This window comes from Actinomadura macra NBRC 14102, from assembly GCF_001552215.1.
Taxonomy (GTDB): domain Bacteria; phylum Actinomycetota; class Actinomycetes; order Streptosporangiales; family Streptosporangiaceae; genus Spirillospora; species Spirillospora macra.
Window position 1 is genome coordinate 111,713 of the sequence record NZ_BCQT01000014.1, and the last position, 25,640, is coordinate 137,352.

A 25,640-nucleotide genomic window follows, 5' to 3' on the forward strand; every position below is an offset into this window, starting at 1 on the left:
GCGCGGCTCGCCACCTCCTCGCTCGCTGGCGCTCGCTGCCGGGCGCGGCGCGCCGGGCATGCCCGCTGCGCTCGCTGTACTCGCTCCGCGTGCCTGTCCCGTAACCGGCGGCTGGGCTTCGAACCTGCCGGGGCCGGGGTTCAGGCCGGTGGTTGAGGTCCGAACCTGCGATGACCGGAGTTCGAGCGGGGGTTGGGGTTCAAGCCCTGCGAGGTGGGGTTCAAGCCCTGCAAGTTTGGGGGGCCGAAGACTGCGGGTGGAACCGCTGGAAAACGCAGGTCGCCGGTGTCTGGGCTGGGATACCGGCGGCCTGCGGGCAGACCGTGGTGTGATGCGCTGGGGCATCGACGGTCTGTTGCCGGATCGTCGGTGGCTGGCTGGGGCGCCGACGTTCCGCGGCCGGGCCGTCGGTGCGTAGAGCTGGGCACCGACGGCCCGCCGCCGCGCCACGGTGTCCGTCCGATCCGGGGCGCGGCGCCGCGATACTGGAGGAATGACCAGGGTCATCGCGGGGACCGCGGGTGGACGGCGGCTGGCCGTACCCGCGGGACGGGACACCAGGCCGACCAGCGATCGCGCGAGGGAGGGGCTGTTCTCCACCGTGCTCGCCCTGCTGGGCCCGCTGGACGGGCTACGGGTTGTCGACCTGTACGCGGGATCCGGGGCGGTCGGTCTCGAAGCGTTGTCCCGGGGTGCCGCGCATGCCCTGCTGGTCGAGTCGCATCCACGCGCGATGAAGGTCGTCCGGGAGAACGCGGAGACGCTCGGGCTGCCCGGCGCGGTGCCGTGCGCCGACAAGGTGGAGCGGCTCGTCCGCCGGCCACCGGACGAGCCGTACGACCTGATCTTCGCTGATCCGCCGTACGCGCTGCCGGACGCCGCCGTCACCGGTCTGCTGGAGGACCTACGCGACCACGGCTGGGCCGCTCCCGATGCGCTGGTCGCCGTCGAGCGCGCCGCCCGGGGGCCCGCGCTGCGCTGGCCGGACGGGTACGCCGCAGAACGCGACCGGCGCTACGGAGAAGCCGTCTTCTGGTACGGGCGCGCCACGGGTCAGCCTCCCCTCATTGGGTAGAGGACGCGCATGAGGCCCGGCATCGACCGCGCCGTGGGGCGCACCTGGGTCATCTCACTGGTAATGATCATCGCGCTCCTGGCGAACATCACCTACGTGCAGGGGTTCGAGGCGCAGGACCTGCGGGACGACTCGCTCAACGCGCGCCAGTACGAGGACCGCAACAAGATCGACCGCGGTCCCATCGTCGCCGACGGCCAGCGGCTGGCCTGGTCCGAGCCCATCGACGGCGGCGAGAAGTACCAGCGCCGGTACAAGCAGAGCACCGTGTTCTCCCCGATCACCGGGTACTTCTCGCCGTTCTCGCAGACCGGCCTGGAGAACGCCGCCAACCACGTTCTGGACGGCACCGATCCGCGCCTTGCGACGACCAGCTTCGTCGACAAGCTCCTCGGCAAGCACGTCCCCGGCGGCACCGTCGAGGCCACCGTCGACGTCGAGGCGCAACAGGCCGCCTACGAGGCGCTTCAGTCGAGCGGCGCCCGCCGCGCCGCGGCCGTCGCGCTGGACGCGGAGACCGGTGCGATCCTGGTGATGGCGTCCACCCCGTCCTACGACGCCAACGACGTGTCCGTCCTGGACGGCGAACAGGCGCAGCGGGTCTTCACCCGGCTCAGCGCCCAGCCGTCCAAGCCGCTGCTGAACAAGGCGACGAACGAGCTGTTCCCGCCCGGGTCCACGTTCAAGACCGTGGTCGCCGCGTCGGCGCTGGCCGCGGGAGGCAGCGCCGACACCCGGGTCAGGGCCGGGCGCAGCTACCGCCCGCCCGGCGCCGGTCAGGCGATCAACAACGACGCGGGCGATATCGGCGGCGAGTGCGACCTGCCCGCCATACCGCTGATCAGCGCCTACGCCCAGTCCTGCAACACCACGTTCGCCTTCATGGGCGCGGAGGAGCCCGGCAACGCCGCCGTCCGCGAGCGGGCCGCCGATTTCGGGTTCGCCAAGCCGATCGAGATCGAGCCGGGTATGCGCGGCGCCGCCAGCTCCTTCCCGTCGACCGACCAGCCGTCCCTCAGCGCGCTCGGCTCGATCGGGCAGGGGAGCACCGTCGCCACGCCGCTGCAGATGGCCATGGTCGCCGCCGCCGTCCTCGACGACGGCAAGGTGATGCGGCCGTACTTGATCTCCAAGCTCACCGCCGCGGACGGCCAGGAGGTCGGGCGGGGGACGCCGGAGCGGCTGTCCCGGGCGTTGACCTCGGACCAGGCGGCACAGATGCGGGAACTGATGCAGGCGGTCGTCACCGAGGGCACCGGCAAGTCCTTACGCGGCACGTCCGTCCTGGGCGGCAAGACCGGGACCGCCGACGTGGAGGGCGCCGCCTACAACGATCGCTGGTTCATCGGCTTCGGCCCGCGCCAGGACGCCCGTTACGCGGTCGCGGTGATGACCGAGGCGCCCGGCTACGGCATCGAGTCCGGTCCGATCGCGGCAAGGATCCTCGATGCGCTGGAATGAGCCTCCGCGCGGTCGCGCGGCCGGACGGCGAGCCCGGGTGCGAGGGCGCCGAACCGGATTTGGTACGTTCGCGCCGCAGGTCAGAAACCGGGACCGAAGGGGTTCACCTCGTGCGCCGTGTCGTCTGTCCGGGATCGTTCGACCCCGTCACCAATGGGCATCTCGACATCATCAGCCGCGCCTCCCGTCTCTATGACGAGGTGGTCGTCGCCGTGCTGATCAACAAGAACAAGCAGAGCCTCTTCACCGTCGACGAGCGCGCCGACATGATCACAGAGGTCACCAAGGAGTACGGCAACATCAAGGTGGACACGTTCTACGGGCTGACCGTGGACTACTGCCGCAAACAGAACATCCCGGTGATCGTCCGGGGGCTCCGGGCCGTCAGCGACTACGAGTACGAGTTGCAGATGGCGCAGATGAACCACCGCATCGCCGGGGTCGAGACGCTGTTCATGGCGACGAACCCCGAGTACGCGTTCCTGTCGTCCAGCCTGATGAAGGAGGTCGTCAGGTTCGGCGGCGACATCTCCGGCCTGGTCCCCGACAGCGTCCACGAACGCCTGATGGAGCGCCTCCAGGGCGACTGACCCCCTTAGACGAGCCCCCCGAGCGTCGTGATCGCGCCCAAGGCCAGTTGCGAGGCCGAGGGAAGCTGGCATTAAGCGGAGGGGGCGCATGGAGCCGCGATCGCATCCGAAGGCAGTTGCGAGCGTGCGAGCAACTGATCGCGAAGCGAGCCTCTGGGCGAGTCGGAGCGATGCAGCGACGCCATTAACACGAAGTTGGGCGATCGGCTGGTGTTCGGTACCCTGGGACTTCGGACATCACCGGCGGCCGTCGTTCGCCATGCCACACGAAAGCAGGAATCCGCTGTCTCGCCTCGACCCCAAGGCCCCGCTCGTGCTCGACACCCGAGCTCTCAGCAGGCAACCCGGGTCGTCGCGGGAGAAGCGCCTGTCCGTGCCGGCACCAAAGGACTTCGGCGTCGAGATGGTGGGCGTCCCCGAGGGCGCCGCGATCGAGCTGGACCTGCGGCTCGAGGCGGTGTTGGAGGGGGTGCTCGTCACCGGTACGGCCACGGTCCCCCTGGAGGGGGAGTGCGCCCGCTGCCTCGACCCGATCGCCTCGACCTTCGAGGCGGACTTCCAGGAGCTCTTCGTCTATCCTGACACCCGCTCCGGCGGGAACGCCGATGACGACGAGCTCCGCCTTGAGGACGATCTGATCGACCTCGAACCGGTGCTCCGGGACGCGGTGGTGCTCGCGCTGCCGCTCTCGCCGTTGTGCCGGGACGACTGTCCCGGCCTGTGCCCGGACTGTGGTGTGCGGCTGGCGGACGCCGGCCCTGACCACGACCACGAAGTCGCCGACCCCCGGTGGGCGGCGTTGCAGGGCCTGGCCGGCGGCGTGGCGCCGGTGCCCCCGACAGGGGGACGCGGAGACGCGGGGTCCCGCGGTTCAACCGACCGACGAGAAGGAAAGCAGGAGGGCTGACGTGGCCGTCCCGAAGCGGAAGAAGTCGCGGAGTAACACGCGGCACCGTCGTTCGCAGTGGAAGACCGCTGCGCCGACCCTGGTCGAGTGCCCGACGTGCCGCGACAAGAAGCTGCCGCACACCGCGTGCGCGACCTGTGGCACCTACGACCGGCGGCAGGTCATCGCCCCGTCGGCCTGAGCTTTTCGCATCCTGGGGGGCGGATCCGCGCGGACGGCGCGGCCCGCCCCTCAAGGTGCGCGGGCACCCGACCACCCGGCGCGTGACGTCGGCGTGGTGACCGGCGCGGCAGGGAAGTCTCTCCGACACTGCGCCCGGAGCCGTGGTGCACGCCGGGATCAACCGACCGGCGCGCACCTCGTCTTCGCGGAGCCGTCGTCCTGGGGCGACCCCGGACGTCGTGGCCGAGCCCGGCGGTCCTCGTCCATGGAGGACCTCGACCGGGGTCCGGCCCGTACCCGTGCCCGTCCGTCCTCGCCGTCGCGGCCGTTCGGCCGAACGCGCCACAGCGGCGACCGCGCGCGGAGCGCGGCGCCACGGCCTGCGAGGAGGGCCTGTGAGCGGTAAGAAGACCGACCCCGCGCCGGACCGCGCGGAACTGACCCGCGCGCTCGGCGTCGAGGTCACCGGCGATCTGCTCGAACGTGCGTTGACGCACCGTTCGTACGCCTACGAGAACGGCGGGCTGCCCACCAACGAGCGCCTGGAGTTCCTTGGCGACTCGGTGCTCGGGCTCGTTGTCACCGACACCCTGTTCCGGGGGCATCCCGACCTGCCCGAGGGGCAGCTGGCCAAGCTGCGTGCGGCGGTGGTCAACATGCGGGCTCTCGCGGGCGTCGCCCGCGCGCTCGGCGTCGGCGCCCACATCCGGCTCGGCCGGGGCGAGGAGGGCACCGGCGGCCGGGACAAGGCGTCGATCCTCGCCGACACGCTGGAGGCGCTGATCGGCGCGGTCTATCTCGATCGTGGTCTGGACGAGGCCTCCGCGCTCGTGCACCGGCTGTTCGACGCGCTGATCACCCGTTCGGCGGGGCTCGGTGCGGGGCTGGACTGGAAGACCTCGTTGCAGGAGCTCACCGCCGTCGAGGAACTCGGCGTCCCCGAGTACCACGTCGCAGAGAGCGGCCCCGATCATCAAAAGACGTTCCGCGCGTCCGTGCGGGTCGGCGGGACCACCTTCGGTGCGGGTGAGGGGCGCAGCAAGAAGGAGGCGGAGCAGCACGCCGCCGAGGCCGCCTGGAACGCGATCCGCGAGATCGTCGTGCAGCGCGACCCGGCGACGCGGCGGGCGGTGTCGCCGCAGGGCGGGAACTCGCGGCCGGCCGGGTTGCCCGGTGCCTGAGCTTCCCGAGGTCGAGGTCGTCCGGCGTGGATTGGAGCGTTGGACGGCCGGGCGGACGATCGCGTCCGCCGAGGTGTCGCACCCGAGGGCGGTCCGCCGGCATGCGGCGGGCCCCGCGGACTTCGCGGGGCGGCTCGCCGGGCGCGTGGCGCTGGCGCCGCGCCGCCGCGGCAAGTACCTGTGGATCCCGCTGCAGGACGGTGGAGAGGGGTCGGGCGGAGCCCCGGGCGAGGCGCTGCTCGCCCATCTCGGGATGAGCGGGCAGTTGCTCGTCGGCGAGCCCGACCGGGAGCGCGAGAAGCATCTGCGGGTCCGGATCGTGTTCACTGACGGCGGCCATGACCTGCGCTTCGTCGACCAGCGGACGTTCGGTCACCTGATGGTCTGTGAGCTGGTCCCGGACGCTTTCGGCGGAACCGGCGACAGTGGGAACGATGAGGAGCACAAGGGCGGGCACGGGCTCGTCCCGGAGCCGATCGTGCACATTGCCGCGGACCCGCTGGAGGACGCGTTCGACGCGGAGGCGTTCTTCCGTGCGCTGCGCCGCCGTAAGACCGGGATCAAGCGGGCGTTGCTCGACCAGTCGCTGATCAGTGGGGTCGGCAACATCTATGCCGACGAGGCGCTGTGGCGCGCCAGGCTGCACTGGGCGCGTCCGACCGAGACGCTGACGCGGGCGGAGGCCGCGCGTGCCCTGGAGGGCGCCCGTGCGGTCATGGGGGCGGCTCTGGAGGTGGGCGGTACCTCCTTCGACAGCCTGTACGTCAACGTGAACGGCGAGAGCGGCTACTTCGAGCGGTCGCTGGACGCCTACGGGCGCCGGGACGAGCCGTGCCGCCGCTGTGGCACGCCGATCCGCCGGGACGTGTTCATGAACCGTTCGTCCTACAGCTGTCCCACGTGCCAGCCGCGCCCTCGCCGGGCACGGTACTAGGAGCGGGGAATCGGAACGGGGACATGATGGACGAACTGGACGGCGAGCGCGACGATGAGGCCGTGCGGCTGACGGCCTGGGTCCGCGGCCACGTGCAGGGCGTGGGCTTCCGTTGGTGGGTGCGTGCGCGGGCGCTCGAACTGGGCCTGACCGGCAGCGCGACGAACCTGCGCGATGGGCGCGTGGAGGTCGTCGCCGAGGGCCCGCGGAGCGGCTGTCGGCAACTGCTGGACCTGCTGGCCGCCGACGCGGCGCAGGTGCGCCCTCCGTTGGACGATCTCTGGGGCCGTCCCGGGCGGGTCACCGGGGTCACCGAGCGGTGGAGCGCGCCACGTGGCGGGACCACCGGCTTCCGGGAACGGTGATCGGGTAGGGAATTCCGGTTTGTACCTGCTAAACTAGTGGAGACAGGTTGTTACCGGCCTGTGATGTGTGTCTTGACCAGGACAGCGGCCGGTGCGACTCTAGACGATACGCGCACCGACTTCAGTTGCTTCTCGTGCGCGATCCCTGCTGGTTACTCAGCGTGGAGGACCCTTAGTCATGGCGAAGGCTCTACTCGGCCACGTCGGCGGTCCCGACCCCCGGATGGTCGCGGAGATGCGGCGCCTTCAGCAGCGCGTACGTGATCTGGAGGCCGAGCTCGTACGGCTCCAGGCGGAGAACGACGCGCTGGCGACGGCGACGGAGGACGACGTGATGTCGCTAGCGGTGAAGGACCGTGAACCGGCGCTGACCTGATCGGCGCCTTCTTCTTGAAAGTGGACAGGGACGCCTTCACGCGGCGTCCCTTCTGTTTGCCTCGCACCCCGGTCTCCGGGACCTGACGGCGCCCTCGGGCTCCGCCCCGGACATGCGGTGCATCCTAGGCATACGCTCCCGCATCGGATGGCCGGCCCCCGGTCCCTCGTTGTGTCTCGCGTCCGTCCTCGTGCTCGCGATCGGAGAGCCGTCGTCGGACACATTCCGTGACCCTGAAAAACGGCGGCGTGTGCACTTCTGGCCGCCGCGGGCACGGACTCGCGATGGATCGTCAGGCTGCGGTCAAACCTCCGTCGAATTTCGGTCTGGCCGGATGCGCCGACCATTAGGACATTCGTCGCAATAGCGGACACTCATCGCCAGAGAAGCCCTGCGACCTCAATACACCCATCTGTACCGTGTACGTTCACCAGGCGTCGAGACGCGGCCCGGTGCCGGGTCAGGCGGTGGTGCTCCGCGATAGGGCGGATCATGGCACATTGGAGGGGAACGGCCGCGCGGCAGCCGGGCACGACGTGCCACGGCCGGTATCGTTCGACGGGCTCCCGGGTCACCGCACCGGGACGGGAGCCGGGCCCGGGCAGGTGGACGAGGGCCCACGAGAGGCGGAGACCAGCGGGTCCGCCGGGCCGGGGGAGGACCCCGGCGACACATCCGGAGGAGGACGGCGAGCGCGTGTACTTGAAGAACCTGACGCTGCGCGGCTTCAAGTCCTTCGCGTCCTCCACCACCCTGAAGTTCGAGCCCGGCATCACCGCCGTCGTCGGGCCCAACGGGTCGGGCAAGTCCAACGTGGTCGACGCGCTGGCCTGGGTCATGGGCGAACAGGGCGCCAAGTCGCTGCGCGGCGGCAAGATGGAGGACGTCATCTTCGCCGGCACCGCCAGCCGGGCACCGCTCGGCCGCGCCGAGGTCGTGCTGACGATCGACAACTCCGACGGCGCGCTGCCGATCGACTACAGCGAGGTCACGATCAGCCGGCTGATGTTCCGGTCCGGGTCGAGCGAGTACGCCATCAACGGCGACTCCTGCCGGCTGCTGGACATCCAGGAACTGCTGTCGGACTCGGGCATCGGCCGCGAGATGCACGTCATCATCGGCCAGGGACAGCTCGACCGCGTCCTGCACTCGGGCCCGGAGGGGCGCCGCGCGGTGATCGAGGAGGCGGCCGGCGTCCTCAAACACCGTAAGCGCAAGGAGAAGGCGCTCCGCAAACTGGACGCGATGCAGGGCAACCTGACCCGCGTCCAGGACCTCACCGGCGAGCTGCGGCGCCAGCTCAAGCCGCTCGGCAAGCAGGCCGAGATCGCGCGCCGCGCCGCCGTTATTCAGGCCGACCTGCGCGACGCCCGTCTCCGCCTCCTCGCCGACGATCTCGTCACCCTGCGGACGCGGCTGGAGCAGGAGGCCGCCGACGAGGCCGCCGTCCGCGAGCGCCGCGCCGAGACCGAGCGGGCACTCGGCGAGGCGCAGGAGCGCGAGGCCGTCCTGGAGGCGGAGGAGGCCGAGCAGGCGCCGATGCTGGCCCAGGTCCAGGACACCTGGTTCCAGCTGTCGGCGTTGAAGGAGCGGCTGCGGGGCGTCGCCGACCTCGCCGCCGAGCGGCACCGCAACGCGGCCGAGGCCCGCGAGGAGGAGCGGCGCGGCCGTGACCCCGAGGACATGGAGCGCGAGGCCGCCGAGATCCGCGAGCAGGAGGAGATGCTCCGCGCCGCGCTGGAGGAGGCGCAGGACGGGCTGTCCCTCGCCGTGCAGGCGCGGTCGGACGCCGAGGAGGCGCTCGCCACCGAGGAGCGCCGGCTCCAGGCCGCCGCGCGAGCCGCCGCCGACCGCCGTGAGGAACTGGCCCGGCTGCGCGGCCGGGTCGAGGCGCTGCGCAGCAAGGCGCAGGCGGGCCGGTCGGAGATCGGGCGGCTCACCGCCGCGCGGGACGAGGCCGGGCAACGCGCGACGGCCGCGCAGAGCGAGTTCGAGGCGTTCGAGGCCGAGGTGGTCGAGGACCCGGCACTCGCCGCCGAGCACGAGCAGGCGCAGGAGGCCCTGGCCACGGCCAAGGACGCGGCCGAGGAGGCGCGTGCCGCCGTGGAGGGTCCGCGCGGAGCTCTCAAAGAGGCACGCGCGGCGGTCGCCGCCGCGCGCTCCGCCGACCAGGGCGCGCAGAAGCAGGCCACCGCGCTCCAGGCCCGAATCGAGGCGCTGAACCTGACGCTGGCGAGCGCCGCCGACGGCGGCGAGGCGCTGCTGACGGCGGGCGCGGACGGCTCGCTCGACGGCGTGCTCGGCACGGTCGCCTCGCTGCTGACCGTCCGTCCCGGATACGAGACGGCCGTCGCCGCCGCGCTGGGCAACGCCGCCGAGGCCATCGCGGTGGGCTCACTGGACACCGCCGAGGCCGCACTGACGCTGCTGCGCTCCCGCGAGGCCGGACGCGCGGGACTGGTCGTCGGCGGCTCGGCCGGAACGCCCGCCGCGTCGGAACGTGTCCCGGGCGCCGACTACGCGATCGACGCGGTGACCGTCCCGGAGGCGGTCCGGCCCGCGCTGGAGCACCTGCTGCGGGGCGTCGCCGTCGTCGACGACGTCCACGCCGCCGCCGCGCTCGTCCGCCGGGAACCGTCGCTGCGCGCCGTGACGCGCGGAGGCGAACTGGTCGGCGTCCACTGGGCGCAGGGCGGCGCCTCGGATGGTGGGCAGAGCCTCCTGCAGATGCGCGCCACCCTCGACCAGGCCACCGAAGACCTCGCCGCGGCGGAGACCGCGGCCGAGACCGCCGCCGCCGACCTCGCCACGTCGATGGAATCCGAGCAGGCGGTGCAGGCCGCGCTGGACGCCGCGGAGGTGGCCGCCGGCCAGGCGCAGTCCGGGGTGAACCAGGCCCAAGCTGATCTCGACCGCGTCCGTGCGCGGGTGCGCGAGTTCGACGCCCAGGCCGCGCAGGAGGCCAAGCGCGCCGCCCGGCTGGAGGCCGACGTCCGCGCCGCCCGGGGCGAGGCCGAGCGGCTGACAAAGGCGCTGGACGCGGCGACCGAGTCGCTGGAACGAGACACGCAGGCCGCTGAGGAACTGGCCGTGCGGCTTGCCGAATCGGAGGAGGCCGCCGAGGTCGCCGACGACGCCGGGCACGATACCGAGGCGCGGGACGAGCTGAACGCCCGCTGCCAGGAGCTGCGCTCCGCCGAGATGGAGGCGCGGCTGGCGGTCCGCACCGCCGAGGAGCGCGTCCAGGCCATCGCCGGGCGTGCCGACGCCCTCGAACGCGGGGCCCACCGCGAGCGGGAGGAGCGCGCCCGCGCCGCCCAGCGCCGCGCCCGCCGTGAGCAGCAGGCCAGGGTCGCCAAGGCCGTCGTCAAGGGCGCCCGGACGGCCCTGGAGCGCATCGAGCTGTCACTGGCGGCGGCGGTGCGGCGGCGGGAGGCCGCCGAGCAGGCCCGCGCCGCCCGCGAGGCCGAGCTGAAGGTCGTCCGCACCCAGGTCCGCGAGCTGTCGGGCACTTTGGAACGCCTGGTCAACGTGGTGCACGGCAACGAGGTCGCCCGCGCCGAACAGCGGCTGCGCCTGGAGCAGCTCGAACAGCGCGCGCTGGAGGAGTTCGGACTGGAGGTCGAGTCGCTGGTGGCCGAGTACGGGCCCGACCAGCCCGTTCCGCCCGACCCCGAGAAGGGCGAGGACGCGCTGCCCGCCCCGTATGAGCGGGCCGTCCAGGAGAAGCGCGCCAAGGCCGCCGAACGCCAGCTCAACCAGCTCGGCAAGGTCAATCCGCTCGCGCTGGAGGAGTTCGCGGCGCTGGAGGAGCGGCACGCCTTCCTCACCTCGCAGCTGGAGGATCTGAAGAAGACCCAGCGCGAGCTGCTCGGCCTCGTCAAGGAGGTCGACGACCGCGTCCAGCAGGTGTTCGCCTCCGCCTACGACGACACCGCCCGCGAGTTCGAGCGGATCTTCGCCCGGCTGTTCCCCGGCGGCGAGGGCAGCCTGTCGCTCACCGAGCCCGAGGACATGCTCGCCACCGGCGTGGAGGTCGCCGCCCGCCCGCCCGGTAAGAAGGTCAAACGGCTGTCACTGCTGTCGGGCGGCGAGCGGTCGCTCGTCGCCATCGCCTTCCTCGTCGCGGTGTTCAAGGCGCGCCCGTCGCCGTTCTACGTGCTGGACGAGGTCGAGGCCGCGCTGGACGACACCAACACCCAGCGGCTGATCACCGTGTTCGAGGAGCTGCGCGAGTCGTCCCAGCTCATCGTCATCACCCACCAGAAGCGCACGATGGAGGGCGCCGACGCGCTCTACGGCGTCAGCATGCGCGGCGACGGGGTCACCCAGGTCGTCAGCCAGCGGCTCCGCGAGCACGAGCACGCCTAGAGCGTCACGCGCCCGTGCCCGGGTCCGACGCGGGCGTGAACAGGTAGCCGTCGACGCCCGTCCGGCCGCACGCGGTCTGGATGGCGTGCGCGCCGCCGCTGCTGCCGAGGTCGATGCCGACGCACATGCCGGCCGTGCGCGTCGCCTCCGGCACGACCCGGTACGGCTGCCCCGCCTTCACCGCCTTGCTGGCCGGGTCCAGGCGGAACAGCTGGAGCGGGTCGTCCCCGCACTGCTTCATGTGCAGCGCCGACCGCTCGGTCTCGGTGTCCAGCGTGGCGCACCGCAGATGGCCCTCCGGAGTCCACGCCCTGAGCTGGTACACGGGGGCGGTCCCGGGGGTGTCGGCGACCTCGATGCGCTGGTATCGATCACTGGGGGCGCACTTGTCCCGCGCGACCTGCGGCTTGAGGCCGTCGTCCGGCAGGATCGACAGGCAGTCGCCGTCCGGTGCCCCGCCGGTCAGGGGCATGATGATGTACCAGCCGGGCTGCGGCGGCGGGATGGGCGTGGACGCCGCGGACGGCGTCCCCGACTTGTCGTGCTGGGACTCACCGCCGAACGCGCCCAGCAGCGTGGAGGCCACGACCGCGATCGTGATGAACGCGGGCGCCGCCACCATCAGCGACACGGGACGCTTGGATCCCGCGGCCCGGCCGGACGTCTTGCGATGCCGGTGCCGAGGCGGCGGCGTGGGCTGTGGCGTACCGTCCGTCTTGCCGGAGGCGGGGCGGACCGCGGGAAGCCTGCCGACGACTAGCCTGTCGCCGCCATCGGCGGAGGGCTCGGCGTTCACCACGGGGACAGGCCCGGAGTCCACGATGGGGAAAGACCCGGAGACGACGCGCGCGTGGGCCCGCACCCACTTCTCGCGCTCCTCGGGGACGAGGCCGCACGCTGTGACGAAGGCCACCACCACCTCCCGGGTCGGCACGACGTTCCCGCTCAGGAGCCCGACCAACCCGGTGGGGACGAGCACTCCGGTCTCCCTGACCCTTTCCTCGATCTCGGAGACGGGCAGGCCCGACCACTCCTGGAGCCGCCGCAGGAGGTCGAGGAACTCGGCCGGGCTGCCGGCGTCGTCCGGCTGCGGGACCGCCCTGGTAACCGACACTGGAGTCCTCTCGCGACCAAGAACATGGGATTTCGTGGGCATCGTAGCGATCTCCTCGGGCGAAGTGACTAATGTTCGCTATGCGGTCTCTTGACTTGATCATTGCGCCATGAGTCCGGCGCTCGTCCGATGGAGGGCCCTGCGATGCCGCGCTCCGGCGATCCGTCCTCGCGGACCCTGCGGCGTTCCGTCGAGACCAGGATCGGCACCACGTTCGTTCTCCTGATGCAGCTGCGCGTGCTCATCGTCGGCGCCACCGTCCTCGCGGACGACAGGGTCCGCGCCGACCCGTGGGCGCTCGGTGTGCTGGCGGTGGCGGCGCTGGTGTCGGGCGTGGTCCTCGCGGGCTGGGAGCGGGTCGTCCTGCGGCTGTTCGAACAGCCCGCACTGCTGGCCTTCGACGTGCTCATCGGCTACGCGGTGCTGAAGGTCGGCGGGATCTTCGGCCCGTACTTCCTGCTCACGGTCGTCGCCGCGGGCCTGGCCGGGCTGCTGTACCGATGGCCCGCGACCACTCTGCTGTGCCTCCAGCAGACCGTCCTGTACTACACGGCGCTGTACCAGAGCGGTCCGGGCAAGACCGGCGCGGCGATGCCGCTGCTCGTTGCGCTGCCCGCCTTCTACGCGATCGGCGCGCTGGTGGGCACGGTCCTGCGCCGGCTGTTCGACGAGCACGCCGCGGCCGAGGAGGCCCGCTGGCGGATGGAGGCCCTGGCCATGGCGGCCGAGGAACGGACCCGGCTGGCCAGGGAGATGCACGATTCGCTGACCGCGACGCTCGCCGGGATCGCGCTGTCGGCCACCGGCCTGCCCGCGTGGGTCCGCAGGTCGCCCGAACGCGCCGAGACCGAGGCGCGGCGCATCGCGACCGCCGCGCAGGTCGCCACCCGTGAGGCCCGCTCGCTCATCGCCGAGCTGCGCGACGACGCCGTCCAGCGTCCGCTGGGCGAGGCCCTGACGGAGCTGGCGACCGAATGGGAGAGCGTCGCCGGCATCCCCGCGCGGGTGGACGCCGAGGACGGCGCCGATCTCCCGCTGCGGGCGCGGCACGAGCTGGTGACGATCGTGCGGGAGGCGCTGGAGAACGTCCGGCGGCACGCGCACGCGTCCCAGGTCGAGATCGCGGTGGCGGCCGCGGACGGCGGCCTGGAGGTGCGGATCTGCGACGACGGCCGGGGGCTGCCGGGACGACCGGACGGCGACGGCTGGCTCGACGCCCTCTCCCGCGACGGCCACTACGGCCTCGTCGGCATGCACGAGCGGGCCCGGCGGGCGGGCGGCAGGCTGGCCGTGGTGTCGGCTCCGGGTGCCGGCACCACGATCATGGTGCGGATGCCGGCGGCGGGCGCGGCGGACGAACCGGCCCCGGCCGCGCTCGGGAGGCAGTGATGGACGGGGCCGGCCGCTACCGGGTCATGATCGTGGACGACAACGCCTTCATCCGCGCCGGGCTGACCTCCGCGCTGGAGGCGACCGACGACATCGAGGTCGTGGGCGAGGCCGGGGACGGGCACCAGGCCCAGGAGCTTGCCTGGCAGCTGGTGCCCGACGTCGTGCTGCTGGACGTGCGGATGCCGCGCACCGACGGGATCAGCGCCGCCGCCGCGCTGAGCAGGATCAGCCGGGTGATCATGCTGACGCAGGTGGAGGAGCCCGAGGTGGTGCTCTCGGCCGTCCGCAACGGCGCGGTCGGCTACCTCGTTCACAACACCTTCACCGTGGACGAGCTCGCCGAGGCGATCCGGGACACGGTGCGGCACCGCGCCCACCCCCTCTCGCACGCGGCCAGCGCCGCGCTCATCGACGCCGCGCGGACGGACCGGGCCGCCGCGCCCGCCGCCGATCCGGCGGAGCAGCGCGCGCGGTTCGGCCTTTCGGCTCGCGAGGTCCAGGTCATGGATCTCATCGTGCGCGGTCATGCGAATCAGGACATCGCGGCCAAACTATTTCTCACCGAGAAGACCGTCAAGAACTACATCAATCGCATTTATGCGAAGCTGGGGGCGCCGAACCGGGCGACGGCCATCGTCACCTGGCTCGGGATGCCTCCAACCGGCTGAGCTGGGCTTCCGTATTGAGGTCCCCTTGAGAAGCCGCTAGGGCCCTAGGGCCCTACGGGCTTCCGGAGCGGCTCCGTAGCGTTCCAGACGAAGTAGCGAGTGAAGGCCGGTCCCACTTTCTCCGGACCGTGCGTCAATCCGTGTCTGGAGGCCTCATCATGCAATTGCCGGCTCGAAACAGAATGGCGATTCTCACCGGCGGGATCCTGGCCGCCGGCGTTTCCGTCGCAGCGGCTGTGCAGGGCGTGTCCGCGGACCCCGAGCGTCCCGCCGCCCCGGTCGGCGCGCTGGAGCGCTCGGCGCCCGCCATCGCGGTGGGGGAGCCCGACCCGACAACCCACGAGGACACATGGGACTCGGGGAGCGGCAAGAAGGGCCAGGCCGTACCGTCGACCGCCGCGCAGCGCTACAAGTGGGGGCGCCCGGCGGCCTCCGACGACTTCCGTGTCTTCAACCAGCGCGACTGGGAGGTCTACAAGGGCAAGGGCAACGGCGGCCTTGGCCGTCGCTTGGCCAGTGCCGTAACCGTGAAGAACGGGGTCCTGAAGATCACCGGGAACAGGAAGGGCGACACCGGCGGAGTCGCCTGGATGCGGGGCGCGCAGAAGCGGGGCCGCTGGGAGGCCCGGGTCAAGATGAACCGCGCCTGCGCGTGCTACAACGCCAACCTGCTGCTCTGGCCGGTGCAGGGTGGCGGCGGCACCGACCCGCAGGGCGGCGGCGGTGAGATCGACTACATGGAGACGTACGGCGACAAGGGCCTGCGCAACGGAACGAACTTCTTCCTCCACTACGGTCCCGAGAAGAAGGCCCTGCGCCTGGACGCGCACCTGAACGTCGATCTGCGGAAGTGGCACGCGTTCGCCGTCGAGTGGACCGCCACGTCCATGACCGGCTACGTCGACGGCCGCCGGTGGTTCCACACCACCAAGCGCTCGGCGCTGCCGCCGGGGGCGATGGGCCAGGCCATCCAGCTCGACTGGTTCCCCAACCTGACGCCGAGGACGGCGAAGGGCGTCAGCCGTACCGCCGACGCCACCCTCGAAGTCGACTGGATCCGCATGTACCCGCTCGGCAAGAAGTGACCGGCCGGCCACTTGGGAGGCGCCGCCCCTTCGGTTCCCTTCACCGTGGGGGCGGTGTCGTCATCCCCTCCGTGCGCGGCCCGTCAGCTCACGATCTGCCAGGTCTCCTCAGCGCGCCGCAGGACGAACCTCTCTTGGAGAGTGCTCACCGTCATGCTGCCGGCCGTCCAGTGCAGGGCGGCGAACGGAATGACGGCGTCCTCGCCCCTGAGCCGTCCGCCGGTCACCACCACGGTGCGCAGGGCCTGCCGCTCCTGAGGGCGCAGGACATGCGGGGTGTTCTGCACGCCGCGCGGGCAATTGCCCTTGAGAGCGGGGCCCTGGACGAAGTCTTCCCCCGCGGCGACGTAGCGGCAGACGGCCGTGTCGCCCGCGGCCTGCCCGCGGAGGAACGCCTGCAACGCCGCCCGCGCGCCACCGATCCCGTTCCGCGCGCCGGGGTCGGGCGCAGCGGCGGTGAGCTTCGGCGTGGCTTCCGCGGGGGGCGTGTACACCTTGCCGCCCTCGGAATCGCCGCCGCCGCACGCCGCCGCGAGCAGTGAAATCGAGAGCGCGGCGCAACCGGAGCGGACCAGAGATGCATGAGCCATGGCAAGCCTTCCTCAGGCGGAGGTCCGCACGCGTTTTCGAGGTCCGACCACCGCTCTGTTCGTGATCAGACGGCCTTGCGAAGATTAACGCTCCCCGCCGTGGATGACCAGGGCCGAAAATGACGTAGAGGTCACGTTTTTCGAACGTCATTCACTGCTGGGTCCCCTTTCCCCGGCACGGGGTCCTAGGACCCCTGGTCCGAGAATTGCGGATCCGTGGCGTTCCGATCCGCCGGCGAACGGAAAGCGTGCCGTCCGGGAGTTCTGAGGCGGGAGTTCGCAGTTCCGGGACGGTTCGGCGCGACGGCCGGACGACGAGGAGACGAGGAGTTCGCGGTCGTGGGAATGCCGGTGTCATGGGTCGTGCTGGGTTCGTGGGGCTGGCGGGTCGCCGTCATCGCGGGCTGCTTGCTGGTGGCCGGGGCGATTCTGCCTGACGGGGGCGGGTCTGTGCCCCCCTCCGGCATGGGCGGGCCCAGGACTGGGGGGACGGGCGCGGACCTGTCCGGAAAGGGGCCGCGCGATTGGGGCCGGCCCGTCGCGTCCGACGACTTTGACGGCACGGCCATCGACCGCGCCGCCTGGGACGTGTACGACGGGACTGGCCACGACGGGGCGGGCAGGCGCAGCCCCGCGGCGGTGTCCGTGCGCGACGGCGTCCTGACCATCACCGGGCGGCGCGGCGGGACGACCGGCGGTGTGGCCTGGATGCGCGGGGCACAAAGACACGGCCGGTGGGAGGCCCGGATCCGTATGTCGCGTGGTTGCGCCTGCTACCACCCCGTCCTGCTGTTGTGGCCGATCCACGGCGGCGGGGGAGTGAGCCCGGCGGGCGGCGGTGGTGAGATCGACTACACCGAGACGATCGATGACGGTCGACGCCGGCACACCGCGTTCTACCTGCACTACGGGCCTGAGCACGACGAGCGGCGGCTGGACGCGCGGCTCGCGCTCGACATGACGCGCTGGCACGTGTTCGCCGTCGAATGGACGCCGCGGGGAATCACCGGTTACGCCGACGGGCGGCGCTGGTTCCACACCGCGGACCCCGTCGCGCTGCCGCCCGGGCCGATGGGCCAGACCATCCAACTGGACTGGTTTCCTAAGGACCGTTACAAAACCGCACGAAATATCGATTCCACCGCACCGGTAACGCTGCAGGCCGACTGGATTCGGATGTACCGGCTGTAATGGCTCGGCGACTGAGGAAGGCTTGTGTGTGATCAATAGATCCACTACGCATGTGCACCGTGGTTCTTCGGCTCCCTCCCCGGACACCCCGCCCGGCGCGAAGAACCACTGGAGAGGTGTGGTATGGACGCGCAACGACTCAAGGAGAACTTCGCCATGGTCGATGCGAACGGAATTGAAGTAGCCGAATACTTCTATGCAGATCTGTTCGGACGGGAACCGCAGCTCAGGCCGATGTTCCCGGCCGCCATGACAAAGCAGCACGAGAAACTTCTCGGTGCGTTGTCGCATATCGTGTCGATGGTCGACGACGCCCCGGGTCTCGTTCCGTTCCTGCGCGACCTCGGCCGCCGGCACGGCGCGTTCGGTGTTGTCCGGGAGCACTACCCCCAGGTGGGCGCCAGCCTGATGACCACCCTCGCCTACTTCACCGGCCAAGACTGGGACGAGGACCTGGAGCGCGACTGGCAGACCGCCTACGCCCAGGTCGCCCGGGTCATGTCCGATGCCGCGACCGAGCCCGTCTTCTGAACCGCCGTGGACGCACAGCGATTGAAGGACAACTTCGCGCACGTCGCCGAACAGGGCGACGCGGTCGCCCTGTTCTTCTACTCCGACCTGTTCGTGCGTAACCCGCACCTGCGCGACATGTTCCCCGTCGGGATGACCGGCCAGCGCGACAAGCTGCTCGGCGCGCTCGGACGGATCGTCGCCCAGGCGGACGACCTGCCCACCCTCGTCCCCTTCCTGCAGCAACTCGGACGTGACCACCGCAGGTTCGGGATCATCGCCGAGCACTATCCGCACGTCGGCGCCAGCCTGCTCGCCACGCTTCGCCACTTCTCCGGGTCCACCTGGACCGACGAGGTCGCCGAGGACTGGAGCGCCGCCTACACGCTCGTGGCCAAGGTCATGCTCGAGGCCGCCGACGAGGACGCCCTGACACGCCCCGCCTGGTGGAACGGTCAGGTCATCGGCGTCGAGCGGCGGCGCTTCGACATCGCCGTCCTGCGGATCCAGCCCGACCGTCCGCTGCCCTACCTCGCGGGCCAGTCGGTCGCGGTGGAGGTCCCGTCGCGGCTCCGGCAATGGCGCTACTACTCGATGGCGAACGCCCCCCGCCCCGACCACACTGTGGACTTCCACGTCCGGCTCGTGGACGGCGGGCCCGTCAGCTCCGTGCTGGTGCGCTCCATGCAGACCGGCGACCACCTGCGCATGGGCGCGCCCATCGGCACGCTCACGCTGGACGAGTCGTCCGGCCGGGACGTGCTGCTCGTCGCGGGCAGCACCGGCCTGGCCCCGCTCAAGGCCATCCTCGAACAGCTCGCGCGCCGTCCGATCCCGCCGCGCGTGCACCTGTTCTTCGGTGCCCGGAACCGGGATGGCCTGTACGATCTGGAAGACCTGACCAAGCTCGCCCACGAGCACGCTTGGCTCACGGTCGTGCCCGCCGTGTCGGATGAATCGGCCGGGCATGGGTTCTCCACGCTGCTCCAGTCGGGGGACGGCGACGTGGAGTACGGGAACCTCCCCGACGTCGTGGCCCGTCACGGGCCCTGGAGCGCTCACGACGCCTACGTATGCGGCCCGTCCGAGATGGTCGGGCGGACCGTCGAGCGGCTTACGCTGCTCGGCCTGGAGCGTGCGCGCATCCGGCTGGAAACATTCGCAGACGCCCAGAGGTGAGCCCGATGAACTCCCCGAACCTTCCCGTCGTGTCCGATGGCGCCCGGCTGACGCCGGGTGAGATCCAGTCGGTGGTGTTCGCGCGGGCCGCCCGGGGCCGCCGCGGCTACGACGAGGGGCAGGTCCGGACCTTCCTGCGGCGCGTGGAGCGGGAACTCGTCCAGATCATCAAGGACAAGGCCGCGCTCAACGGCGAGGTAGACCGACTCCGTGCCCAGGTCGCCAAGGGCGGGCCGACGGTGCTGGCGCCCGAGGACGCCCATTTCCAGGCCGTCCGGATCCTGTCCCAGGCCCAGCAGACCGCCGACCTGTACGTCGCCGACGCCGAGCGCTACACCCGTGAGCTGGCGCACGAGGCCCGGCTGCATCGGGAGGCGATCCTGTTCGACGCCAAGGGCCGTGCGGAACATCTCCTGGAGGACGCCCACCGCAAGGCCGCGGAGGTCGCCGAGGCCGTGGTCCGCGCGGGCACGCCCTCCGCCGCCGTCCCACCCGCCCAGCCTGCCCAGCCCGCGGTTCCGGCCGTGCCGGCGGTGGGCGGCGGCGCGTCCGGTTCGAACAATGCGTCAGGGGCGGCCAAGGCGTCCGACGGGGCGAACGCGAACAACGCGTCCGGCGCGGTCGGGCAGTCGGACGAGGAGCGCCGCCGGATGGAACAGGAGATCGCCTACCTGCGGACTTACAGCGACGTCTACCGGACCCACCTGCGCTCCTATCTTGAGGCCCTTCTGCGGAACGTCGACGAGTGGGAGAGTTCCGAGCGGGCATCCCTGCCCCGCGGGGCGGCGGAGCCGCCCTCCCGGAGCTGACCCGCGGCCGCTGGGGTCGGCAGGGCCCGGTCCGAATGCCGATCAGGCGCGCGGGCCGGTTCACGCGTGCCCCGGGACGCGCGTGAGACGGGGATGGGCGCAGCGTGGTCGGCGCAGGGGCGCCGGTCTGGAAAACTGGGGGCGCTATGGAATATCTGATCGTCATCGCAGGGCTGGTCGCCGTCGCTCTGATCGTCGGAGGGGTCGCCTTCCTGCGGCCGAGCCGCCGCGGGCCGCGTCCGCCCGTCGAACCGGAGGAGCGGCGCGGCGGTGCCACCGCCGTCGACGAGGCGGAGGCGACCGCGCCCACCATCGAGCGCGCGCCCCCGACCGAAGCGCCCCCGCCCACGATCGAGATCGAGCAGCCGCCGCCCGGCGCCGGACGGCTCGTCCGGTTGCGGGCCCGGCTCGCCCGCTCCCAGAACGCCTTCGGCAAGACCCTCCTCGGCCTCCTGTCGCGCGAGACACTCGACGACGACGCCTGGGAGGAGATCGAGGACACCCTGATCACCGCCGACATGGGCACCGCCGTGGCCCGGCAGGTCACCGACGACCTGCGCACCAGGGTGCAGGTGCTCGGCACCCGCGACGCCGCCGAGGTCCGCGCGATGCTCAAGGACGAGCTGGTCAAGCAGATCGGCGCCGACCTGGACCGCTCGCTGAAGACCGAGCGGCACAGCAACCGCCCCGCCGTCCTCCTGGTCGTCGGCGTCAACGGCACCGGCAAGACCACCACCTGCGGCAAACTCGCCCGCGTCCTGGTCGGCGACGGCCGCACCGTCCTGCTGGGCGCGGCCGACACCTTCCGCGCCGCCGCCGCCGACCAGCTGGAGACCTGGGGGTCGCGGGTCGGCGCGCAGGTCGTCCGCAAGGACGAGGGCACCGACCCCGCCAGCGTCGCCTTCGACGCCGTCCGGCAGGGCATCGACACCAAGGTCGACGCGGTGATCGTGGACACCGCCGGGCGGCTGCACACCAAGACCGGGCTGATGGACGAGCTCGGCAAGGTCAAGCGCGTCGTGGAGAAGCAGGCCGAGGTCGATGAGGTCCTGCTCGTCCTCGACGCGACCACCGGCCAGAACGGTATGCAGCAGGCCCGCGTGTTCGCCGAGGTCGTCAACATCACCGGCGTGGTGCTGACCAAGCTGGACGGCACCGCCAAGGGCGGCATCGTCGTCCAGGTACAGCGCGAGCTGGGCGTGCCGGTGAAGCTGGTCGGTCTGGGGGAGGGCCCCGACGACCTGGCCCCCTTCGAGCCCGACGCGTTCGTGGACGCCATCCTGGGCGACTGATCCCCGGCGGCTGATCTGCGGCGCCCGATCCGCGCGCCCGGCGCCCCGTGACCTTGACGGTCGCGGGGCGTTCGCCTTTCCCGGCGCCTTTCGAGCGGGCCAGAACATTACCCGGGGCAAAGGGAGTCACCAATGCCCGCGGGTAAGACGGTGAGGGTTTCGAAACACCGGCGAAACATCGCAGAACGGGGTTTCACACCACCGAAACACGGGAGCCTTCGGGGCGAAACGGGCGCGCAAGAACCTGCTGAGCAGTCACATTCTCCGGTCGAGGAGGGCACTCCCCGCGATGAAGATCGATACAGGCGCGACCGCCTGGCTGCTCACGGCCACGGCGCTGGTGCTGCTCATGACCCCCGGGCTGGCCTTCTTCTACGGGGGCATGACGCGGGCGAAGAGCGTCCTCAACATGATGATGATGTCGTTCGGGAGCATGGTCACCGTGACCGTCCTCTGGGTCCTCTACGGGCACTCGATCGCGTTCACCGACAACGGCAACTCGATCGTCAACAAGGTCCTGGGCGGATTCGGCGCGGTCGGGTTGAACGGCGTCGCCACGCAGGTCTCCGAAGGGCTGCTGCCGGACCAGAGCGACAACATCCCGACGATGGTGTTCTCGGCGTTCCAGCTGACGTTCGCCATCATCACCGTCGCGCTGATCAGCGGCGCCATAGCGGACCGTGCCAAGTTCGGCGCCTGGATGGCCTTCACCGTCGCCTGGGCGACCCTTGTGTACTTCCCGGTCGCGCACTGGGTGTGGGGGACCGGCTGGCTCAACAAGCTCGGCATCGAGGACTTCGCCGGTGGCACCGTCGTCCACGTCAACGCGGGCGCCGCCGGGCTGGCGCTGGCGTTCGTCCTCGGCAAGAGGCGCGGCTGGCCGAGAGAGCCGATGCGTCCGCACAACCTGCCGTTCGTCCTGCTCGGTGTGGGGCTGCTGTGGTTCGGCTGGTTCGGCTTCAACGCCGGCTCCGAACTCGCCGTGGACGGCACCACCGGCCTGGCGTTCATGAACACCCAGATCGCTGCCGCCGTCGCCGCCGGCGCCTGGCTCATCGTGGAGAGGTTCCGCGACGGTCACGCCACCACCCTCGGTGTCGCGTCCGGCGCCGTCGCCGGCCTCGTCGCCATCACGCCCGCCGCCGGGTTCATCGACCCGTGGGCGTCCATCGTTCTCGGCGCGGTGGCGGGCGCCGTCTGCGCCTACGCGGTCGGCCTGAAGTATCGGCTCGGCTTCGACGACTCGCTCGACGTGGTCGGGGTCCACCTGGTCGGCGGCGCGATCGGCGCCCTGTCGCTCGGCCTCCTCGCCGCCTACCCGTTCCTGCCGGAGCAGCACAAGGGCCTGCTCTACGGTGGCGGCGTCCACCAGCTCGGCCTCCAGGCGCTCGGCCCGGTCGCCGTCGGCCTGTACTCCTTCGCGATGGCCTGGATCATCGGGAAGATCATCGACAGGACCATCGGATTCCGCCTCGCCGAAGAGGACGAGGCGACCGGCATCGACGTCACCGTCCACGCCGAGACCGCCTACGACCTCGCCCCCGCGGGCGGCGGCGCGACTCGCGCCAGGATCATCACCGAGGCGGCCGGCACGGCCGAGCCCGCCGAGACGAAGGTGGAGGCGGACGCGTGAAACTGATCACCGCGGTCATCAAGCCGTTCAAGCTGGACGAGGTGCGGGCGGCCCTGGAGACCTTCGGGGTCACGGGCATGACCGTCAGCGAGGCCAGCGGCTACGGCCGGCAGAAGGGCCACACCGAGGTCTACCGCGGCGCCGAGTACAAGGTCGACCTGGTGCCCAAGCTGCGGATCGAGATCCTGGTCGACGCCGAGGACGCCGACGACATCATCGAGGTGCTCGTCACCGCCGCCCGCACCGGCAAGATCGGCGATGGGAAGGTCTGGGCCGTCCCGGTCGACACCGCCGTCCGAGTCCGCACCGGCGAGACCGGCCCGGAAGCCCTGTAGTGGAGCACGCCCCCCGGCCGGCCCGCGCAGCCCTCGCGGCGGCGCGGGCCGCCCGCGCCGTGACCCTGGACGGCTGGCTGGCGGCCCTCCTGGACGACGCGCCCGCGGACGTCGCGCTCGCCGCCGTGGGCAGCCACGCCCGCCGCGAGCTGACCCCCGGAGGCGACCTCGACCTCGTCCTCCTGCACCAGGGCCGCCCCGACGTCGCGGAGATCGCCGACCGCGTCTGGTACCCGGTCTGGGACTCCGGCGTCCGCCTGGACCACTCCGTCCGGACGATCCACGAGGCCCGCGCGGTCGCGCGCGGCGACCTGAAGGTCGCGCTCGGCCTGCTCTCCGCCCGTCACATCGCCGGCGACCACGCGATCGTCGATGAACTGCGCGCCGCCGTCCTGTCCGACTGGCGCGCCGACGCACCCATTCGTCTGCCCGAACTGTCCGCGATGTGCCGTGACCGCTGGGAGGCCCACGGCGAGCTGGCGTTCCTCCTCGAACCCGACCTCAAGGAGGCCCGCGGCGGCCTCCGTGACGTCCACACCATGCGGGCGGTCGCCGCGTCCTGGGTGGCCTCCGCCCCGGGCACACGGATCACCGCCGCCCACGACCTCCTCCTGGACGTCCGGCATGCCCTCCACACGGTCACCGGTCGCTCCACCGATCGCCTCGTCCTGCAAGAACAAGAGGCCGTCGCCCGCGCGCTCGACCTGCCCGACGCCAATGCCCTCCTCCGCACGACCGCCGAGGCGGCGCGCGCCGTCACCTACGCCGCCGACCACCTCTGGCGCCGCGTCGACCGCCTCACCCGCCACTCCCGGGCCGCCAGGGTCCGGAGCGCCGACGGCCACGGGAGGCAGGACGGCGGGCAGCGGACGCGCCGCCCCGGCGGACGGGCGCGGGAAGTGGAGCGGCGGCCCCTCGGCGACGGAGCGGTCGAACACGACGGCGAGGTCGTCCTCGCCCGCGGGGCGGACCTCGCGGATCCCGCGCTGATCCTGCGCGTGGCCGCGGCCGCCGCGCAGGCGGGGCTCCCGCTCGCACCCGCCACGGTCGCGCGGCTCGCCGAGCGGGCCGCCCTGCCCCCGGTGCCCTGGCCCGCCGACGCCCGGGACGCGCTGGTGTCGCTGCTCGGCGCCGGTCCCGCGGCCATCGGCGTCTGGGAGGCGCTCGACCAGGCCGGGCTGATCGTGCGGCTGCTGCCCGACTGGGAGCATGTCCGGAACCGGCCGCAGCGCAACCCGGTCCACCGCTTCACCGTCGACCGCCACCTCGTCGAGACCGCGGCGGGCGCCGCCGCCCTCGCCCGCGAGGTCGCCCGGCCCGATCTGCTCCTGGTCGGCGCGCTGCTGCACGACATCGGCAAGGGCCGACCCGGCGACCACTCCACGGTCGGCGCCGCAGTGACCCATGACCTCGGAACGAGACTGGGCTTTCCCGAAGGTGACGTCGAGGTCCTGGAGACCGTCGTCCGCCACCATCTGCTGCTGCCCGAGACCGCCACCCGCCGCGATCTCGACGATCCCGTCACCGTCAAGACCGTCGTGGCCGCCGTCTCGGAGGTGCCCGGTCGTGAACGCGAGATCCTCGACCTGCTCTCCGCGCTCGCGCCGGCCGACGGGAACGCCACCGGCCCCGCCGCCTGGGGAACCTGGAAAGCCGGACTCGTCACCGATCTCGCCCGCCGCGCCGCGGCCGCGCTCGCCGGCGGTACCCCGCCGCCCGTGCCCGAACCGGGCCCCGACCAGCTCGCCCTGGCCCGCCACGACGGCGCCGCCGTCCGTGTCGCCGGCGCGCGCATCACCATCGCCGCGCCCGACCGTCCCGGACTGCTCTGGCGGACCGCCGGGGTCCTCGCCCTGCACCGCCTCGCCGTCCGGACGGCGCGCGTCGTGTCGTCGGGTGCCGGCACCGCCGTCCTCGACTTCACCGCCATCCCTGAGTACGGGACGCCACCGGACCCCGCCACCCTTGAGGCCGACCTGCGGCGCATGCTCGCCGACCGCCTGGACGTGGCCGAACGGCTCGAACGCCGCGTGCGCTCGGTACGCACCCGTCCGGGCGTGACCGTCCCGCCGCCGCGCGTCCGGCTCGTGGACGACGCGTCCAGCACCGCCACCGTCGTCGAGGTCCGAGCCCACGACGGCCCCGGCCTCCTCTGGCGGATCGGGCGGGCCCTCGGCTCCTGCGGCCTCCAGGTCCGCGCCGCCCGGGTCGACACCCTCGGTGCGGAGGCCGTCGACGTCTTCTACGTCGTGGACGAGGCGGGCCGGTCCCTCACCGACCCCGCCGCGCTGTCGTCCGTCCGCACCCAGGTCATGGCGGTCCTGCGCTGACCCCGAACACCCCGCCGGACGGGGTCAGCCCAGGACGCGCCACCTCCCTGCAGTACGGGGCGGGCCACGATGCGGTTCAACCAGGGTGCG

The 25,640-nt window shown here is 71.9% G+C and carries 23 protein-coding genes; 21 read left to right on the top strand and 2 right to left on the bottom strand.

All coding sequences use genetic code 11. From position 1 onward, the window contains the following. Window positions 1–493 precede the first annotated feature (493 nt). From rsmD to smc, 10 genes are all read left to right on the top strand, one after another. Window positions 494–1,075: a 16S rRNA (guanine(966)-N(2))-methyltransferase RsmD gene (gene rsmD / locus AMA02S_RS23425; protein WP_067461539.1), complete on the top strand. Its 582-nt coding sequence runs from the start codon at window positions 494–496 to the stop codon at window positions 1,073–1,075. A 9-nt stretch (window positions 1,076–1,084) separates the two neighbouring features. Next, window positions 1,085–2,536: a penicillin-binding transpeptidase domain-containing protein gene (locus AMA02S_RS23430; protein ID WP_084265511.1), complete on the top strand. Its 1,452-nt coding sequence runs from the start codon at window positions 1,085–1,087 to the stop codon at window positions 2,534–2,536. Window positions 2,537–2,646: 110 nt separating this feature from the next. Further along, the gene (gene coaD, locus AMA02S_RS23435; RefSeq protein ID WP_067461635.1) at window positions 2,647–3,126 is read left to right on the top strand and encodes a pantetheine-phosphate adenylyltransferase; all 480 of its coding nucleotides are present in this window, start codon (window positions 2,647–2,649) and stop codon (window positions 3,124–3,126) included. Between the two features lie 259 nt (window positions 3,127–3,385). Further along, window positions 3,386–4,033: a YceD family protein gene (locus tag AMA02S_RS23440; protein WP_084265513.1), complete on the top strand. Its 648-nt coding sequence runs from the start codon at window positions 3,386–3,388 to the stop codon at window positions 4,031–4,033. 1 nt (window position 4,034) lies between these two features. Then, on the top strand, window positions 4,035–4,214 hold the full coding sequence (gene rpmF / locus AMA02S_RS23445) for a 50S ribosomal protein L32 (protein WP_067461541.1): 180 nt from the start codon (window positions 4,035–4,037) through the stop codon (window positions 4,212–4,214). A gap of 376 nt (window positions 4,215–4,590) precedes the next feature. Then, a complete protein-coding gene (gene rnc / locus AMA02S_RS23450; RefSeq protein WP_084265514.1) occupies window positions 4,591–5,376 on the top strand; it encodes a ribonuclease III in 786 nt (261 codons plus the stop codon). Next, window positions 5,369–6,310: a bifunctional DNA-formamidopyrimidine glycosylase/DNA-(apurinic or apyrimidinic site) lyase gene (gene mutM, locus AMA02S_RS23455; RefSeq protein ID WP_067461542.1), complete on the top strand. Its 942-nt coding sequence runs from the start codon at window positions 5,369–5,371 to the stop codon at window positions 6,308–6,310. The genes rnc and mutM overlap by 8 nt, the downstream gene beginning before the upstream one ends. Before the next feature lie 26 nt (window positions 6,311–6,336). Next, window positions 6,337–6,675: an acylphosphatase gene (locus tag AMA02S_RS23460; protein WP_157430799.1), complete on the top strand. Its 339-nt coding sequence runs from the start codon at window positions 6,337–6,339 to the stop codon at window positions 6,673–6,675. Window positions 6,676–6,853: 178 nt separating this feature from the next. Beyond that, window positions 6,854–7,051 carry a hypothetical protein gene (locus AMA02S_RS23465; protein ID WP_067461544.1) on the top strand — a complete coding sequence of 66 codons (198 nt, stop codon included), beginning with the start codon at window positions 6,854–6,856 and terminating at the stop codon, window positions 7,049–7,051. A gap of 696 nt (window positions 7,052–7,747) precedes the next feature. Further along, a complete protein-coding gene (gene smc / locus AMA02S_RS23470; protein ID WP_067461545.1) occupies window positions 7,748–11,422 on the top strand; it encodes a chromosome segregation protein SMC in 3,675 nt (1,224 codons plus the stop codon). A 4-nt stretch (window positions 11,423–11,426) separates the two neighbouring features. On the opposite strand, the gene AMA02S_RS23475 is transcribed toward smc, so the two are convergent. Then, complete coding sequence (locus AMA02S_RS23475) at window positions 11,427–12,536, bottom strand: helix-turn-helix domain-containing protein (protein WP_067461546.1); 1,110 nt, start codon at window positions 12,534–12,536, stop codon at window positions 11,427–11,429. A gap of 144 nt (window positions 12,537–12,680) precedes the next feature. Between AMA02S_RS23475 and AMA02S_RS23480 the strand changes: the two genes are divergently transcribed. The 3 genes from AMA02S_RS23480 to AMA02S_RS23490 all read left to right on the top strand — a co-directional run bounded on the left by AMA02S_RS23480 (window position 12,681) and on the right by AMA02S_RS23490 (window position 15,681). Then, window positions 12,681–13,925 carry a sensor histidine kinase gene (locus AMA02S_RS23480; RefSeq protein ID WP_067461547.1) on the top strand — a complete coding sequence of 415 codons (1,245 nt, stop codon included), beginning with the start codon at window positions 12,681–12,683 and terminating at the stop codon, window positions 13,923–13,925. Further along, on the top strand, window positions 13,925–14,596 hold the full coding sequence (locus AMA02S_RS23485) for a response regulator transcription factor (protein ID WP_067461548.1): 672 nt from the start codon (window positions 13,925–13,927) through the stop codon (window positions 14,594–14,596). The genes AMA02S_RS23480 and AMA02S_RS23485 overlap by 1 nt, the downstream gene beginning before the upstream one ends. A gap of 182 nt (window positions 14,597–14,778) precedes the next feature. Further along, window positions 14,779–15,681, top strand: a complete 903-nt coding sequence (locus tag AMA02S_RS23490) for a glycoside hydrolase family 16 protein (RefSeq protein ID WP_067461549.1) — start codon at window positions 14,779–14,781, stop codon at window positions 15,679–15,681. Between the two features lie 83 nt (window positions 15,682–15,764). Here the strand turns inward: AMA02S_RS23490 and AMA02S_RS23495 are convergent, their stop codons facing one another. Beyond that, complete coding sequence (locus AMA02S_RS23495) at window positions 15,765–16,271, bottom strand: hypothetical protein (protein ID WP_067461550.1); 507 nt, start codon at window positions 16,269–16,271, stop codon at window positions 15,765–15,767. A 339-nt stretch (window positions 16,272–16,610) separates the two neighbouring features. Here AMA02S_RS23495 and AMA02S_RS23500 point away from each other — a divergent pair, with 339 nt between their 5' ends. From AMA02S_RS23500 to AMA02S_RS23535, 8 genes are all read left to right on the top strand, one after another. Further along, window positions 16,611–17,462, top strand: coding sequence for a glycoside hydrolase family 16 protein (locus AMA02S_RS23500; protein WP_157430793.1), 852 nt, complete (start codon window positions 16,611–16,613; stop codon window positions 17,460–17,462). 123 nt (window positions 17,463–17,585) lie between these two features. Further along, entirely contained in the window at window positions 17,586–17,993 is a 408-nt protein-coding gene (locus AMA02S_RS23505) for a globin domain-containing protein (protein WP_067461552.1), read from the top strand. Between the two features lie 6 nt (window positions 17,994–17,999). After that, window positions 18,000–19,151, top strand: a complete 1,152-nt coding sequence (locus AMA02S_RS23510; protein ID WP_067461553.1) for a globin domain-containing protein — start codon at window positions 18,000–18,002, stop codon at window positions 19,149–19,151. A 5-nt stretch (window positions 19,152–19,156) separates the two neighbouring features. Then, complete coding sequence (locus AMA02S_RS23515; protein WP_067461554.1) at window positions 19,157–19,960, top strand: DivIVA domain-containing protein; 804 nt, start codon at window positions 19,157–19,159, stop codon at window positions 19,958–19,960. Window positions 19,961–20,106: 146 nt separating this feature from the next. Beyond that, window positions 20,107–21,252: a signal recognition particle-docking protein FtsY gene (gene ftsY, locus AMA02S_RS23520; RefSeq protein ID WP_067461555.1), complete on the top strand. Its 1,146-nt coding sequence runs from the start codon at window positions 20,107–20,109 to the stop codon at window positions 21,250–21,252. A gap of 289 nt (window positions 21,253–21,541) precedes the next feature. Further along, a complete protein-coding gene (locus AMA02S_RS23525) occupies window positions 21,542–22,885 on the top strand; it encodes an ammonium transporter (protein ID WP_067461556.1) in 1,344 nt (447 codons plus the stop codon). Continuing rightward, window positions 22,882–23,220: a P-II family nitrogen regulator gene (locus tag AMA02S_RS23530; protein WP_067461557.1), complete on the top strand. Its 339-nt coding sequence runs from the start codon at window positions 22,882–22,884 to the stop codon at window positions 23,218–23,220. Before AMA02S_RS23525 ends, AMA02S_RS23530 begins: the two co-directional genes overlap by 4 nt. Next, on the top strand, window positions 23,220–25,550 hold the full coding sequence (locus AMA02S_RS23535) for a [protein-PII] uridylyltransferase (protein ID WP_067461558.1): 2,331 nt from the start codon (window positions 23,220–23,222) through the stop codon (window positions 25,548–25,550). The genes AMA02S_RS23530 and AMA02S_RS23535 overlap by 1 nt, the downstream gene beginning before the upstream one ends. Window positions 25,551–25,640 lie beyond the last annotated feature (90 nt).

What these genes read in the sequence shown, in the direction of transcription:
- AMA02S_RS23515 (WP_067461554.1), top strand. Translation starts at nt 19,157, where the DNA reads ATGAACTCCCCGAACCTTCCCGTCGTGTCCGATGGCGCCCGGCTGACG.
- AMA02S_RS23465 (WP_067461544.1), top strand. Translation starts at nt 6,854, where the DNA reads ATGGCGAAGGCTCTACTCGGCCACGTCGGCGGTCCCGACCCCCGGATG.
- AMA02S_RS23505 (WP_067461552.1), top strand. Translation starts at nt 17,586, where the DNA reads ATGGACGCGCAACGACTCAAGGAGAACTTCGCCATGGTCGATGCGAAC.
- ftsY (WP_067461555.1), top strand. Translation starts at nt 20,107, where the DNA reads ATGGAATATCTGATCGTCATCGCAGGGCTGGTCGCCGTCGCTCTGATC.
- AMA02S_RS23440 (WP_084265513.1), top strand. Translation starts at nt 3,386, where the DNA reads ATGCCACACGAAAGCAGGAATCCGCTGTCTCGCCTCGACCCCAAGGCC.
- AMA02S_RS23490 (WP_067461549.1), top strand. Translation starts at nt 14,779, where the DNA reads ATGGCGATTCTCACCGGCGGGATCCTGGCCGCCGGCGTTTCCGTCGCA.
- AMA02S_RS23460 (WP_157430799.1), top strand. Translation starts at nt 6,337, where the DNA reads ATGGACGAACTGGACGGCGAGCGCGACGATGAGGCCGTGCGGCTGACG.
- AMA02S_RS23480 (WP_067461547.1), top strand. Translation starts at nt 12,681, where the DNA reads ATGCCGCGCTCCGGCGATCCGTCCTCGCGGACCCTGCGGCGTTCCGTC.
- AMA02S_RS23485 (WP_067461548.1), top strand. Translation starts at nt 13,925, where the DNA reads ATGGACGGGGCCGGCCGCTACCGGGTCATGATCGTGGACGACAACGCC.
- AMA02S_RS23525 (WP_067461556.1), top strand. Translation starts at nt 21,542, where the DNA reads ATGAAGATCGATACAGGCGCGACCGCCTGGCTGCTCACGGCCACGGCG.
- AMA02S_RS23495 (WP_067461550.1), bottom strand. Translation starts at nt 16,271, where the DNA reads ATGGCTCATGCATCTCTGGTCCGCTCCGGTTGCGCCGCGCTCTCGATT.
- rsmD (WP_067461539.1), top strand. Translation starts at nt 494, where the DNA reads ATGACCAGGGTCATCGCGGGGACCGCGGGTGGACGGCGGCTGGCCGTA.
- AMA02S_RS23430 (WP_084265511.1), top strand. Translation starts at nt 1,085, where the DNA reads ATGAGGCCCGGCATCGACCGCGCCGTGGGGCGCACCTGGGTCATCTCA.